The organism is Bacteroides xylanisolvens XB1A, assembly GCF_000210075.1.
Taxonomy (GTDB): domain Bacteria; phylum Bacteroidota; class Bacteroidia; order Bacteroidales; family Bacteroidaceae; genus Bacteroides; species Bacteroides xylanisolvens.
The window spans coordinates 5,290,456-5,305,221 of sequence record NC_021017.1 but is presented as its reverse complement, the minus strand read 5'-3'; the positions used below and the strand labels follow the sequence as shown (position 1 = coordinate 5,305,221).

Genomic DNA, 14,766 nt, shown 5'->3' with positions numbered 1-14,766 from the left:
CGCACACCCGGGAATCAAGCATGTTTTTTGTTCTCTGTCGATGGAGGAGGGACGTTATAATTTTTCTATCATGAATCATTGTGAAAACCATTTGCTTTATTTTCATGGTGTTCCTAATGTCTGTAAAGGTTTTCCTCGTCGTATCTGGCACAGTATGGTTGGCAATATGCCTATTTTGAATCTGCGTTATGAGCCTTTGGGTAAGATGGAGAATCGTATATTGAAGCGGATATTTGATATTGTTTTCTCCGGCCTTTTTCTAGTTACTATTTTTCCTTTTGTTTATCTCATAGTTGGAAGTATCATAAAGTTGACCTCTCCCGGTCCTGTGTTCTTTAAACAAATGCGTACGGGTTTGAATGGTGTGGATTTTGTGTGTTACAAATTCCGTTCTATGAAAGTGAATGATGAAGCCGATAGTAAACAGGCTACGGCTGATGATCCCCGAAAAACTCGTTTTGGGAACTTTCTTCGTCGTTCTAATATAGACGAACTTCCCCAGTTTATCAATGTCTTTAAGGGTGATATGTCGATAGTTGGTCCCCGTCCACACATGTTGGCTCATACGGAGACTTATGCCCGTTTGATTGATAAGTATATGGTGCGGCACTTTATAAAACCTGGAGTAACCGGTTGGGCTCAAACTCATGGCTTTCGTGGTGAAACGAGGGAACTTTCACAGATGGAGGAACGTGTAAAGGCTGATATTTGGTATATGGAACATTGGACAATGCTGCTTGATATCTATATCATTTATAAGACTGTGGCGAATGTAGTCTCGGGAGAAAAAAATGCGTACTGAAAAATAAAAAATAACTCTTAACTCCATACAGAGTGAATTAATGTCTACTACCCTTTGATTATGGTAAACGGATAGCTAAGAACAATTTTTTACTTTATACACGAATGCTGTTCATCATGACAGTACAACTTTATACCAGTCGGACTGCATTGGATGTACTGTAAGTATTCAATTGCTTATTTTGTATACTACCAGAAATATTGTAATGCTTCGATTATTCTGGTTGAGTTTGTGTAGACTATTCATTTTCAGAATATTTGCTTTTCCGTGCTGAAGTTTCTTGTCGAAAAGATAGAGGTTGGATATTAGCATTTAATGAGGATATCAGACTTTTGTATATTGATTATGTTACAGATATGTGTTTGGTAAGTATCATTTATTTCAATTGATTAAAAAAAGAATATCTTAATTTTCTATGAGGGTGGCACGCTCGCTTTTCTGTCTAAAAAAGCGTGCGTTATGATAAACACAAGATTATCCTTTATGGTATCAATTGATTTGAAATATTTGATTGCCCTTTTGGTATGTCTCTAGAGCGTATTATAATTGGTATGTGGATGAGGTGAAAAACGTGCTGTTAAATAATGATTAAGAAGTATAAAGATGGGAGTTATTGTTGTTTTTTCTATAATAGAACTCTTCTGGATTTAAAGTAACTGCTTGTATTATTTGAAATGTCAATAAAAAAATACTTAAAACGTGCTTTTGTTTTTTTATTACATGGTATACCTGAACGCCATGTAATAGCCAATATCACAAAACTTGCCCCAAATGAAATGCTGAAGGGGCGTACTGCATTGATCACGGGAGCTACTTCGGGTATTGGCTTTGAAATAGCCAAGTCTTATCTTGAAGCAGGAGCAAAAGTAATCATAACGGGGCGTGATAAAGATCGTATCCAACATGCCTGCTCACTGTTGAAAAGCATACATCAAAATTATATAGTTCACGGTATTCAAATGAATAATTGTGATGTACCTATTTTCAAAGAAAAATTAGAGGAAATGCTTCGTTGGAAAGATATTAATCAAATAGATATATTGGTAAATAACGCAGGAGTACTGGGCGGAGATATTAGAGATACCACAGAAACAGAATATGACAATATTGTCAATACCAATCTTAAGGGTGTATTCTTTTTATCTCAAATGATAGGACACTATTACAAGGAACAACACATTGAAGGAAATATTCTAAATATTGCATCTTCTTCAAGTCTACGTCCTGCGGCGTCTGCTTATACAATCACAAAATGGGGGATAAGGGGCCTGACATTAGGATTGGCGAAAATTTTAACTCCCTACGGTATTATTGTTAACGGTATTGCGCCTGGACCAACGGCAACCCGTATGATTTTTAAAGAAAGTAATACAGATATTGCATTCAAAAATCCAATAGGACGATGTGCCATGCCCGAAGAGATAGCTAATATGGCTGTTTTTTGGTAAGCAATATGGGACGCAGTATCGTAGGAGATATTATTTATATGACAGGTGGTTCTGGACTGATAACGTTAGATGATGTAAACTATGAATTTTAAACTCATATACTTTTGGCGGTAATAGTTATATGAAACAGATGTCAATAAACCGGGAAAATAATAAAAGGATAGCGAAGAATACTCTCTTGCTCTATATACGGATGCTTTTTATAATGGTGGTTTCACTTTATACTAGTCGTATAGTATTAGCCACATTAGGTATCTCAGATTATGGAATCTATAATGTAGTAGGAGGAATTGTAATTATGCTCTCTTTTTTGAATGGGGCCATGTCTAGTGCGACTCAGCGATACTTGACTTTTGAGTTGGGGAAAGGTAATTTTTCAAGGTTTCAGTCTGTATTTAGCACTACAATACAAATACATGTACTATTGTCTTTATGTATTATTCTTTTGGCAGAAACAATAGGGCTATGGTTTCTGCTTAACAAAATGCAGATTCCTGTCAATCGGCTGACAGCATCAATATGGGTGTACCAGTGTAGTATTATTACTGCTGTCATCTCTATCATGTCTGTACCTTATAATGCGGCTGTCATTGCTCATGAAAGAATGTCTGCTTTCGCTTATATTTCGGTGCTGGAAGTTGCATTAAAACTAATAATTGTTATCCTTCTTCCGATGATAAATTGTGATAGATTAATAACGTATTCTCTACTAATTATGTTAGTTCAATTGCTGATACGTTTATGTTATAGTATTTATTGTAACCGACATATTAAAGAGGCGAAGTACAAACATCGGTATGAGAGGAATTTAATGAAAGAAATATTTAGTTTTGCGGGCTGGAGCTTTGTTGGGCACTTTGCTTCAGTAATGCATACTCAGGGTGTTAATGTTTTGTTGAATATGTTCTTTGGGCCAATAGTTAATGCGGCTCGTGGCATAGCGGTTCAGGTGCAAATGGCGGTATTTCAATTTTGCGGAAATTTTCAAACGGCTTTAAACCCACAGATTACAAAAACTTATGCACAGGGAGATCTTGAGTCAATGAACCGACTTATATACAGAAGTACACGGTTTTCTTTTTTTTTACTGTTTATGCTCACCTTTCCGGTAATTCTTGAAGCAGGAGAAGTTTTATCCATTTGGCTGAAAAATGTGCCCAACGATACGGTCGTTTTTTTGCGTATCATGTTGTGTACTTCATTGTTGTGGACTTTCTCCAATCCTATGTCGGCAGCTATACAAGCTACAGGAAAAGTTAAGAAACATAGCATGGTTTGCGGATGTATTCTTTTGGCAGTATTACCTTGTTCCTGGGGGGTGTTAAAAATGGGGTTTCCTGCATATAGTGTATTCGTAGTTCATTTTTTTCTTGAATTAATCTCACAAATAGTTCGTATGTATATGCTTTGTTCATTGGTGAAGTTTTCAATTAAAGAATTTCTTTGTGAAATATGTCCGAAGATTGTGAGCGTGGTGGGAGTATCTATCATTCTACCTTTGTTCTTTTTTGTGTACATGGAGCAAAGTATTATTCGGCTTGTTGTAGTAGTGTTTATTTCATTTATTTCTACAAGTATAGCTGTATATTGTTTAGGATTAACCTCCAACGAGAGGTATTTTATTAAGGAAAAGGTAATACTGCGTTTATATAAAAAGTAAAAGTTATATGTACTAATATAAAAATATGGAACAATTTTATACTGATGAACGTAACGTTCAAATCTTGATTGCTCTGCTTAAAAAACATGGTATTAAGCATATTGTAGCATCACCAGGTTCGACTAATGTTACATTTGTGGGGAGTGTTCAACAGGATTCTTTCTTTGAAATATATTCTTGTGTAGATGAACGATCGGCGGCTTATATGGCTTGCGGTTTGGCGGCAGAAATTATGCAACCTGTTGTGTTGAGTTGTACCGGTGCCACTGCATCACGTAATTATTTTCCTGCATTGACTGAAGCTTACTATAGAAAATTGCCTATTCTTGCTGTAACATCTACACAGGAAGAATCAAAGATAGGTCAACTCATTCCTCAGGTAATTGACCGTTCTATCCAACCTGCGGATACGGTAAAAATGAGCGTACATCTTCAGACTGTGAAAGATGATGATGACCAATGGAATGTGATGCTAAAGGCTAACATGGCAATTCTTGAGCTAAGCCATCGAGGATATGGTCCTGTTCATATCAATTTGACTACTCGGTATAGCAAAAAATTTGCGATAAAATCGCTACCTGAAGTTAATAAAATAAGTCGTGTAATGCCGTTTGATTCTTTCCCTGAATTATCGGTAAACGGTAAGATTGCACTCTATATTGGTACACATTTGCGTTGGACTGAAGCGGAAACAGAACTCATTGATAAATTTTGTGCTCTATATAATGCTGTGGTATTCAATGATCCAGCTTCTAATTTTCATGGTCATTACCGATTAGATTATGCTTTGAATGCTTCACAATCTTCATCTGACCCTAACCGTTCTCCAGATCTCCTTATTCATGTTGGAGAAATGAGTGACTTTTGCAGTATTATAGAAAATCCTAAACAAGTTTGGCGTATAAGCCCTGATGGAAAGATTCAAGATCGGTATCATGCTCTTTCGCATGTATTTGAAATGCCGGAATCCTACTTTTTTCAACATTATAATGCTTTAAGAGAAAACGGACCAGAAAGTGATAGTTATTTGCAATCCTGTCTTTCTGCTCAAAAACGCATATTAAGTAATCTACCGCAGTTGCCTTTTTCACACCTTTATGTTGCATCAAAGCTGTATGATAAACTTCCGAAGGGATGTACCTTACATCTAGGTATCTTAAGTCCGCTCCGTTCATGGGGCTATTTCCCATTGGATAAGTCTATTGAGGTCTATTGTAACGAAGGAGGATTTGGAATTGATGGGAATATGTCATCCTTGTTGGGTGCTTCTCTTGCATGCCCTGACAAATTATTCTTTGGAGTTGTTGGCGACCTGTCATTCTTTTATGATATGAACGTGTTAGGGAACAGGCATATACAATGTAATTTCCGTATTCTCCTGATTAATAATTCGCTTGGTGCTGAATTTCATTTATTCAAACAGCTTAATTCAGTGTATGTTAATAATATAGACTGGTATTTATCAGCAGGTAATCATTTCGGAAATCAATCACCAGTTTTGGTGAAACACTATGCGGAAAATTTAGGATATGAATACTTATCAGCCTCTTCTAAACAGGAATTTATTCAATGTTATGAGCGATTCATCACTCCGGAATTGACTGAAAAACCTATGATATTTGAGATATTTACTCAAGTTGATAATGAAAATGAGGCTTTAAAGCAAATCTGGAATATTGAAGTCCCCGGTGCTAAAACAATAATAAAGCAAAGCATAAAAAAAATCTTAGGTGACAAGGTGGTCAATCTAATAAAAGAAGTTATTAAGTAATTTTCTGATAAATAGTATGAAACAGAAACGATTTGTTGCTTATTTCAGTCATACGCAAATAATAGGGTTTACTAAAGATGGAGTATTACTTCCTCTTTATCTTGCTAAGTTATTGGATATGTCAGGTACTTTTTATTATGGTTATAATATAGGAGAATTACCTGTTCCTAATGAACATCGTGGTATGAAGTTCATACAATTACACTCAAAGGTTCCTACTGCATTCCAACAATTTTTCGATATGATACATCATATAGTCTTGCCTGCACGATCTATCGGCAGTATATTTCTGATACATAAAAGCCGCCAGGTTATGCTGATTACAATTCTTTATAAATTATTAAATCCTAAAGGAAAAGTAGTGGTTATGAGTGATTTGAATTCACAAGATGCTATTAATAGCAAAGAAAATGAATTTATTTATTCTCACCATTGGCTAAAAAAGAAGATTGATATTCTGTTCCGTAATCAGTTCTTCAAAAAATGTGATGTGTTTTCTGTAGCGAACCAATATGCTTATGAGACTTGTATCCCTTTATTTAAAAAGAATGGATGGAAATGTTTGGTACATTGTTATCCTGGAATAGATGATGAATTATTTCATAATCTTAGTCTAAAAGAGATTCCATATAATAAAAAGGAAAATATTATACTCTATGTGGGGAGAATAGGGAACTATGAAAAAAATACAGATATGATATTAGATGCGGCTAAAATTACAGACTTAAAAGATTGGAAAATAGTGTTGGTGGGTCCTATGACTGATAGCTTTATTACAAAAGGAACTTCAAAATATGCAGAATATGTAAAACAGTATTTCAAGGACAATCCCTCTTTAAAGGAGAAAGTCATCTTTATCGGTCCTGAATATGATCCCAAAAGATTGTTTGAATATTATGTGAAATCTAGAGTCTTTTTATTAACCTCACGTTCTGAAGGTTTTGCTAATGTATTAAGTCAAGCAGCTGCTTTGGGGTGCTATATTGTATCCACAGATGTAGGTGGTGCATCTATTGTTTCTAACAACTGGCAATTTGGCTGCAAACTGCCTCAAGAAGATGCGTTATATCTATCGAAAGTACTAACTGATATAATTGAGGAGAAACAAGATATTGATCCAGACAAAAGATTGTCATTTAACGAACTGTCTTATAGTAATATATTGAGCAAAAAAGTATTATCCAAAATGATGTAAGTAAGTCCTGAAATGAAAATTGTAATAATTAATCAACCATTGAATAACAGAGGGGATGAATCTGCTCACAAAGCTCTTGTCCGTTCTATTTGCAACTCAATACCAGATTGCAGAATAGAAGTACTTTTTTGTACAAGCGAATAAAGATTCTATCAAACAGTTTAATGTCAATCTGTCTAATGTACAATATTTGAACTTAAGGGCTTTCAAAGGGTTTGGAAAATGCAGTTGTTGGGGAATGATTTATAAAGTAAAGTGGTTATGGAAGTTGCATCCAACAATCGTACATATTTTGCAAGTCTACAAAAAAGCAGATTTAATAATATGTGCTCCTGGTGGCATTTGTATGGGAGGCTTTCAGGATTGGAATCACCTTTTTTATCTTCAGTTGGCTAAATATGCTCGAAAACCTTTGGCTTATTATGGTAGATCGTTTGGTCCCTTCCCCATAACTACCAAATCTAATCGTGATTTCAAAAAATTAAGTTTGGAGATGTTGCATTATTTTTCGTTTCTGTCTATTCGTGACAGTAAAACAGAAAAATTAGCTCAAGAGTTGGGATTAGGTTATGTTTCTACGGTAGATTCTGCTTTCTTGGATGCTCCTAAAGTTATTCTTCCAAAAGAAATTCAACAAATTTTAGAAGGGAAAAAATATATAGTATTCGTTCCTAACTTATTAATTTGGCATTATGCTTATAAAGGAAGAATTTCAAAAGAAATGGTATTGTCTTTTTATTCACGGATGACGGATGTTATTGGAGCACATTATCCAGATCATGAAATTATTATGCTTCCTCAAACTTTCAATTACGGAAACTATGAGGGAGATGATATTCATTTGTTCAATGAGATAAAAGCCATGAAAAAAGACTATCCTATAACGGTTATCTCTGATCAGTATAGTAGTGATATCCAACAGACTATCATTCAAGGGGCGTCATGCTTGGTGGGTGCCCGTTATCACTCTGTAGTATTTGCCATAAATAATAATGTCCCATTTGTAGCACTCAGTTACGAACATAAAATATCCGGTTTGTTGGAAACTTTAGGAAAGACAGAATGTATGTTAGACATTACATTTGCATTGGATAGTGAGAAAAAAACAAATGAATTTTTAGTTCTCTTTAAAGAGAAACTGAACAATATAAAATCTGATTCAAAAGTGCAAGCATTAGCAAAAGCCATTTCAAATAAATGCTTCAGTTATTTTGTTAATCAACTTTGAAGAAGAAAGATAATCAAAATGAAATGTAGCTACAGACTATCGTGAATGTTATACAGGTAAAATATAAATGTATGATAACGAAGTTTTAATTTTTAATTTACTTAAGGTTAATGGTGAAATTTTCAATTGCTATTCCAGCTTACAAAGGAGTCTTCTTTAATGAGTGTTTAAATAGTTTGTTGCAACAAACTTATTCCGATTTTGAAATTATTATTGTGGATGACGCTTCGCCAGATAACTTGTTCCAAATAGTAGAAAACAATCAAGATATTCGTATTCAGTATTACAAAAATGAAACAAATATAGGGGCAGAAAATGTTGTCGATAACTGGAATCGCTGTCTGCAATATGCAAAAGGGGAGTACTTTCTTTTAATGGGTGATGATGATAAAGTATCACCATTATACTTAGAACAATTTGCTAAATATATAGAGAAATATCCACAGGTTAATGTGTTTCATTGCAGAACTGCAATTATTGACCAACAATCGAATATAATTGATTTATCAGAAGGATGGCCTGAATGGGAAAGTATGCTTGATAATATTTATCACCGCATGAAAGATAGAAGGATTCAATTTATTTCGGACTTTGTGTATCGAACAAGCTTCTTAAAAAATATGAATGGTTTTGTGAAATTTCCTCTTGCCTGGAATTCAGATGATGTAACTGCATTCGAAGCAGCAACTAACAATGGTATAGTACATATCAATGAAATTCTATTTTATTATAGAACCAATCCCTATAATATATCTACAACTGGTAATTGGATGTTGAAGGCAGAAGCTATGTTGCAAAAGGAAAAATGGATTGAAAATAGAATCAGCAAGATAGATAAGGCTAATAAACAAGAATGTATTATCTGTCAACTAATACAACAAAATTTACCTTCACAGATGCATTCTAAGCTTTTACAAGAACTATCTAATGGGGTAAAGGGACATAAAATCCACAATCTATTTTTTATACTTAAGAAATATAAGAAATATAGGCTCACTTTTATAGAATCAATTCATTTACTCCTTATTTGTATATTCAAATGATTCCTTATTGCATAATTTATATTCCTTTCATTTTATCATCAATTTTCGACTTTGATCGGACTAGTGAGAATACTAAAAGGAAAATAGTTTGGTTGTGGGTCTGTATATTAACTGTCTTTTGGGGAATACGATGGAATTGTGGGACTGATTGGGATAATTTTTATGATGTTTTCCAAGGATCTGATTTAAGTAATATATTCACTTTTACAAGAGGGATGGCTGAACCTATAGAGCCAGGCTATGTACTACTAAATGCGCTTGTAAAATCTGTAGGAGGCAATTATTCATGTTTCCTTTTTGTGTTTAGTTTTCTTATATTGTATTGTCTGGCACGTATTTCTTTTAAATTCACAAGTTATCCCTTGATTAGTTTTATATATCTAGTGATATCTTTGGGAGTTATTTTTCCCAGCAGGCAGGCTTTAGCAATGGGGATATCTTCTTATGCCATACCATTTCTCATTAAACGAAGGTTTATAAAATATTGTTTTCCTATTTTGATAGGAGCTACCATTCATATATCTGCTCTGTTGTTGTTACCATTCTATTTTATTAATCCTTCAAAAGTAGGAAAATGGCTAATTGGAGGACTTTATATTTTATCCTTTAGTCTCGGGAATTGGCTTCCGTCTATTATTGGGTCTGTTTTAAATTTAAATTTGTTGGGACCTCTTATTTCTATTAGATTGAATTCGTATTCTCAGACTGTATCATCAATTGATGAAGATTTTTCATCCAGAGGAACAATGAGTATCATGTTAAGCCTTATGTTTCTTTTATATTTTATGGTGAAAAAGTATTATAATGATAGGGGGAAATTATTGAGTTATTCATTTCATGGCTTTTTGGCAATGGAAATGATTAGGAATATTTTTATGCAGACAATGCGAGATCTTATGCGTTTAGAATTATTCTTTAGGCCATATACGGCTATTTTATATGCTGTTTCATTTGGGGAGCTAAAATATAGTAAATATAAGTATGTGTCCTATCTTGTATTTATTTTACTGATGTTTTACTATTTCTTTAAAATGCTAACAGGGGTATTTTCAACTGAATATTTGCCATATAAAACTATATTTTAATAGAAGTTATGAAGATAGCAATAATAGCTTATGGATTTTCAGGAAGTACATTACCTTTAGCAAAACATTTACGAAAACGTGGACATATCGTGACTTGCTTTTATTTGGTTGATCCGGGGACTTCTTCTCTCGAAGGTATTGATTTTGATTGTAGTTATTTAAGACCAGGGATACATACAGTTAAATCTTCTTTTGTAAATCAATATTTTGTTGATGATGAAATTCTGATATATACTGTTGTATTAGTGAGGAAACGACAGAATCTTGGAAATACTATTCTGAATAAAATCATCGGAAAAATAGATCATAATACTATATATGGTTTGTGTGATAGGATTAAAAAGGAGAAATATGATTTAATAAATTTAGTAGGACATACACATCCAATGGAACTTATAGGCAAATATCTGCTGGACCAAAAGTTGTTTTATTCATTACATGAAGTAATGAAAAACCATGCAGAGGCGAAAGCTGATGCTAATGTCGCGGCTTCATTTGCTTTGAAAAATGGCATACCTATTATTGTGCATTCATTGAAATCTTTTAATGATATATCTACTTTTAGTAGAAAGCTGGGTAATACTTCTTTTCTAAAACTTATTCGTTTTGGGATGTTTGAAACATTTCAGGAATATCGTCAAATGGGCTATAATCCGGAAATAAGTGATAATTTTCTTTTGTTTATAGGGTACATATTACCATATAAAGGTTTATCGATTTTATATGATGCTTGTGAATTGCTGGAAAAGGAAAGAATACTTAATTTTAAGATTGTTGTTGCTGGTAAAGGGTATGATCCAATATTACCTAAACTGAAAGCAAATAAACACTTTATATTAAAAAATAAATATATAACAAACCAAGAATTTGTTGATTTAATTTCATCTTGTAAGTCTGTCGTCTGTCCATATTTATCTGCTTCTCAGTCCGGTATACCACAAGTTGCATCTATATTTAGCAAACCTGTTATTGCTTCAAATGTAGGTGCTTTTCCTGAAGTGATTAGGACTGGAAAGAATGGAATATTGATAGAATCTGCAAATAAGGAAGAATTAGCTGCTGCCATTAATAAGATAATGTGTGATAATCAGTATTATGACAATCTTTCTCCACAATTGCTAGGAGCCGATGAATCCTTTTTATATGATTGGAATTTTATATGTAATCAATATGAAGATTTTTTTAACGAAATAGTAAATTAAATGAAGGTCTTATATTTCGGAGGGGGCTTAGGAAATCAAATTTTTGAATATACTTTTTATTTAGCTTTAAAAGATAGATTTCCTAAGGAGCGAATTTATGGTGTTTATCCTAATTTTAAATTTCGTGAACATATTGGTGGATTTGAGATAGAAGAAATATTCAATGTGAAATTTCCACCAACCTCTTTAAAAGCGAAATTTTTTATTGTCTTGGTATTTTTTTATAAAAAAATGTTCCCTAAAACACGTCTGTGTAGTTTGCATAGTACCAATGTGAATTGGGATGCAATAGTATTTAATGCGTTTAAATCAGATTTATCTTTTTATGAGAATCGTAATGATTGGATTAGTTTTAGACCAATAAATTTAAATGCAAAGAATCAAAATCTTATAAATCTAATGCTTTCGGTCCAGTCTATCGTTATCCATGTAAGAAGAGGTGATTTTTTGTCGTCTAAATATTGTGATATATTGGCTAACATTGCTACTCTTGGTTATTATCAAAAAGCAATTGAACTAATAAAGGGACGATTTTCAGCCTCTCATTTTTTTGTGTTTTCAGATGATATAGAATGGTGTAAATCTCATTTATCTATTCCAAACGATACAGTATATGTTGATTGGAATACAGGCAAGGATAGCTATATCGATTTGTATTTAATGACTCATGCGAAGGCCAATATAATAGCAAATAGTACTTTTAGTTATTGGGGTGCATATCTTAATAAAAATAACCCTATTGTGATTTATCCAAAGAAATGGATAAATGCAAATTATTATCCTAATATTTTTCCTGTTGATTGGATTGGTCTAACATCAGAATAATACTATGAACATTCTTTTTTTGATGAAGTACTATAGTCTTGGTGGAGTAGAGATGGTCACCAATGTTTTGGCTTCTAGATTTTTGGATAATGGCTGTAGGGTTTCCATTGTTAGCTTTATAGAACCCTCTAATGAGATTTTGTGTAGAAAAGACTCTAGGATAATTTATTACTTATTATCTGGATTCAATACGTCAAAAAAGAATATTGACCAATTGCGCAATATTCTTATTGAAGAAAAAATAGATATAGTAATAAATCAATGGGGGTTACCATATGTTCCGATCTATGTATTGAAGAAGGCATCAAAAGGCTTATCTTTAAAAAATATTTTCAGTTCATCATAATTCTCCGAAAACGAATGGGCGCTTGAAAGATATAGAAATTGCTATGTCAGAAACAAATAATAAGTTCTGTGCCTTGATCTTATGTATGAAAAAGGTTCTGACTTATTATGTCACTAGCTATAGTATGTGGTATGTTTATCAAAAGAGTGATAAATACATATTGCTTTCAGATAGTTATATAAGAGAATTTCTTTCTTTTACTAGAGTTAAGAAAGCTACTAAACTAGTTGTAATAACAAATCCCATTACGATCCCATATATTGAAGAATATGAGAAAATTCTATCCTATAAAAGGAAAGAGATTATTTATGTCGGTCGTATTGATTATAATCAAAAAAGGGTATATCGAGTTATTGAAGTATGGAAACTTTTGGAAAAAAAATATCCTGATTGGAAATTAATTATTATAGGGGATGGTGAGGAAAAAAGCAAACTTGAAGAACAAAGTTTTCAATTAGGATTGAAACGTATTGTTTTTGAAGGATTTAAAAATCCATTGGAGTATTATAAGTACGCTTCGTTATTGATTCTTACTTCTGAATATGAGGGATTTCCACTTGTCATTCCAGAGGGTATGGCTTGGGGGGTAGTTCCCTGTGTCTATGGTAGTTATTCAGCTGTATATGATATTGTAAAAGATGATGTGAATGGAATAATAATCGAGCCGCAGAAAGATGAATTTGATGCAGAAAATATGGCGGAAAGAATGAGTCTGTTAATGTGTGACAATGTTCGGTTAAAATTAATGGCTAAAGCGGCAAAGCAAATGAGTAATCAGTATTCTTTAGATGTAGTTTCTGATAGTTGGTATAAATTGTTTGTCTAATAATGTAATTGTGTCATATATGAAAAAAGTAATGTTAGTCTTCGGGACGCGTCCCGAAGCTATAAAAATGGCTCCTTTAGTTAAGGAGTTTCAACTGCTTTCTGATGAATTTGAAACTATAGTATGTGTAACGGGGCAACATCGCGAAATGTTGGACCAGGTTCTTCAAATATTTGATATCCAGTCGGATTATGATTTGAATATTATGAAGCAAGGGCAGGACTTATATGATGTGACAGCTCGTGTTTTGACAGGTATGCGTGATGTACTTAAGGCCGTTCAGCCAGATTTGGTATTGGTACACGGTGACACCACAACTTCCACAGCTGCTGCATTGGCTGCTTTTTATCAACAGATCCCGGTAGGACATGTAGAGGCTGGGTTGCGTACTCATAATATTTACAGTCCATGGCCGGAAGAAATGAATCGGTTGATTACTGGACGTATTGCTAGTTGTCATTTTGCTCCGACGTCATTGAGCAAACAGAATTTATTAAATGAAGGTGTGTCGGAAGAAAAAATAGCAATTACGGGTAATACTGTAATCGATGCACTTCATATAGTGGTGGATAAGATAAAAAATGATGATGAGTTGGAGGCTGCTTTAAAAAATGCTTTAAGGAGGAACGGTTATAATATGGATCGTTTAATCAACGGTAAGAAGTTGGTTCTTATAACAGGACATCGGCGTGAAAATTTTGGTGATGGATTTCTTTCAATGTGCCAGGCTGTAAAAGCATTAACGATGAAGTATCCTGATGTAGATTTTGTCTACCCAATGCACTTGAATCCTAATGTTCGTAAACCAATTCATGAGGTTTTTGGTGAAAATCTGACTGACTTGGGAAATATGTTCTTTATAGAACCTTTGGAGTATCTTTTATTTGTCTATTTGATGGAGAATTCCACTATTATTCTTACCGATAGCGGGGGCATTCAAGAAGAAGCTCCTGGTTTGGGAAAACCTGTTTTGGTTATGCGTGATACAACGGAACGTCCGGAAGCATTGGAGGCGGGAACTGTAAAATTAGTAGGAACTAATTATGATAAGATAGTGGCAGAAGTTTCTGAATTGCTTGATAACAAAACTCATTATGAGCAAATGAGTAAGGCAGTTAATCCTTATGGCGATGGTAAAGCTTGTGAGCGCATTGTGGATTTTCTTAGAAAACAAATGAAATGAAAGTTGTTCCAGTAAAAATTAGAAATGTAAACGTATATCCATTTCAGGATATGGAGGAATTGATAGATTATACGGTCGATAAAAAGAAGCTGTTATTGTCATTGAATGCTGAAATTATAATGAGGGCGGAAGGAGAAAGTGGCAGATATAAT

The 14,766-nt window shown here is 33.7% G+C and carries 13 protein-coding genes; all 13 read left to right on the top strand.

The genetic code is table 11. The features are described from left to right. Positions 1 to 802 (top strand): exopolysaccharide biosynthesis polyprenyl glycosylphosphotransferase (locus BXY_RS20750; protein WP_208946882.1); only part of this gene is annotated, 802 nt, incomplete at its 5' end. 674 nt (positions 803 to 1,476) lie between these two features. Beyond that, positions 1,477 to 2,250 (top strand): SDR family NAD(P)-dependent oxidoreductase, encoded by a 774-nt coding sequence (locus tag BXY_RS20745; protein WP_015532878.1) that lies wholly within the window; start codon positions 1,477 to 1,479, stop codon positions 2,248 to 2,250. A 121-nt stretch (positions 2,251 to 2,371) separates the two neighbouring features. Next, complete coding sequence (locus tag BXY_RS20740; RefSeq protein WP_015532876.1) at positions 2,372 to 3,910, top strand: MATE family efflux transporter; 1,539 nt, start codon at positions 2,372 to 2,374, stop codon at positions 3,908 to 3,910. Between the two features lie 25 nt (positions 3,911 to 3,935). Beyond that, positions 3,936 to 5,681, top strand: a complete 1,746-nt coding sequence (locus tag BXY_RS20735) for a thiamine pyrophosphate-binding protein (protein ID WP_015532875.1) — start codon at positions 3,936 to 3,938, stop codon at positions 5,679 to 5,681. Between the two features lie 16 nt (positions 5,682 to 5,697). Further along, positions 5,698 to 6,876 carry a glycosyltransferase family 4 protein gene (locus BXY_RS20730; RefSeq protein WP_015532874.1) on the top strand — a complete coding sequence of 393 codons (1,179 nt, stop codon included), beginning with the start codon at positions 5,698 to 5,700 and terminating at the stop codon, positions 6,874 to 6,876. Between the two features lie 238 nt (positions 6,877 to 7,114). Then, a complete protein-coding gene (locus BXY_RS20725) occupies positions 7,115 to 8,104 on the top strand; it encodes a polysaccharide pyruvyl transferase family protein (RefSeq protein ID WP_015532873.1) in 990 nt (329 codons plus the stop codon). Positions 8,105 to 8,214: 110 nt separating this feature from the next. Next, the gene (locus BXY_RS20720) at positions 8,215 to 9,147 is read left to right on the top strand and encodes a glycosyltransferase family 2 protein (RefSeq protein WP_015532872.1); all 933 of its coding nucleotides are present in this window, start codon (positions 8,215 to 8,217) and stop codon (positions 9,145 to 9,147) included. Further along, positions 9,144 to 10,232: an EpsG family protein gene (locus BXY_RS20715; protein WP_015532871.1), complete on the top strand. Its 1,089-nt coding sequence runs from the start codon at positions 9,144 to 9,146 to the stop codon at positions 10,230 to 10,232. The genes BXY_RS20720 and BXY_RS20715 overlap by 4 nt, the downstream gene beginning before the upstream one ends. Before the next feature lie 8 nt (positions 10,233 to 10,240). Further along, on the top strand, positions 10,241 to 11,434 hold the full coding sequence (locus BXY_RS20710; protein ID WP_015532870.1) for a glycosyltransferase family 4 protein: 1,194 nt from the start codon (positions 10,241 to 10,243) through the stop codon (positions 11,432 to 11,434). Beyond that, positions 11,435 to 12,259 carry an alpha-1,2-fucosyltransferase gene (locus BXY_RS20705; protein WP_015532869.1) on the top strand — a complete coding sequence of 275 codons (825 nt, stop codon included), beginning with the start codon at positions 11,435 to 11,437 and terminating at the stop codon, positions 12,257 to 12,259. A 22-nt stretch (positions 12,260 to 12,281) separates the two neighbouring features. Beyond that, complete coding sequence (locus BXY_RS20700; protein ID WP_208946881.1) at positions 12,282 to 12,605, top strand: glycosyltransferase family protein; 324 nt, start codon at positions 12,282 to 12,284, stop codon at positions 12,603 to 12,605. A gap of 22 nt (positions 12,606 to 12,627) precedes the next feature. Beyond that, on the top strand, positions 12,628 to 13,431 hold the full coding sequence (locus BXY_RS20695; protein WP_208946880.1) for a glycosyltransferase: 804 nt from the start codon (positions 12,628 to 12,630) through the stop codon (positions 13,429 to 13,431). Between the two features lie 19 nt (positions 13,432 to 13,450). Continuing rightward, the gene (gene wecB, locus BXY_RS20690; RefSeq protein ID WP_015532866.1) at positions 13,451 to 14,614 is read left to right on the top strand and encodes a non-hydrolyzing UDP-N-acetylglucosamine 2-epimerase; all 1,164 of its coding nucleotides are present in this window, start codon (positions 13,451 to 13,453) and stop codon (positions 14,612 to 14,614) included. Positions 14,615 to 14,766 lie beyond the last annotated feature (152 nt).

Coding starts and splice junctions, on each gene's coding strand:
- BXY_RS20740 (WP_015532876.1), top strand. CDS start 2,372: ATGAAACAGATGTCAATAAACCGGGAAAATAATAAAAGGATAGCGAAG.
- BXY_RS20720 (WP_015532872.1), top strand. CDS start 8,215: ATGGTGAAATTTTCAATTGCTATTCCAGCTTACAAAGGAGTCTTCTTT.
- BXY_RS20725 (WP_015532873.1), top strand. CDS start 7,115: ATGATTTATAAAGTAAAGTGGTTATGGAAGTTGCATCCAACAATCGTA.
- BXY_RS20715 (WP_015532871.1), top strand. CDS start 9,144: ATGATTCCTTATTGCATAATTTATATTCCTTTCATTTTATCATCAATT.
- wecB (WP_015532866.1), top strand. CDS start 13,451: ATGAAAAAAGTAATGTTAGTCTTCGGGACGCGTCCCGAAGCTATAAAA.
- BXY_RS20730 (WP_015532874.1), top strand. CDS start 5,698: ATGAAACAGAAACGATTTGTTGCTTATTTCAGTCATACGCAAATAATA.
- BXY_RS20710 (WP_015532870.1), top strand. CDS start 10,241: ATGAAGATAGCAATAATAGCTTATGGATTTTCAGGAAGTACATTACCT.
- BXY_RS20705 (WP_015532869.1), top strand. CDS start 11,435: ATGAAGGTCTTATATTTCGGAGGGGGCTTAGGAAATCAAATTTTTGAA.
- BXY_RS20735 (WP_015532875.1), top strand. CDS start 3,936: ATGGAACAATTTTATACTGATGAACGTAACGTTCAAATCTTGATTGCT.
- BXY_RS20700 (WP_208946881.1), top strand. CDS start 12,282: ATGAAGTACTATAGTCTTGGTGGAGTAGAGATGGTCACCAATGTTTTG.
- BXY_RS20745 (WP_015532878.1), top strand. CDS start 1,477: ATGTCAATAAAAAAATACTTAAAACGTGCTTTTGTTTTTTTATTACAT.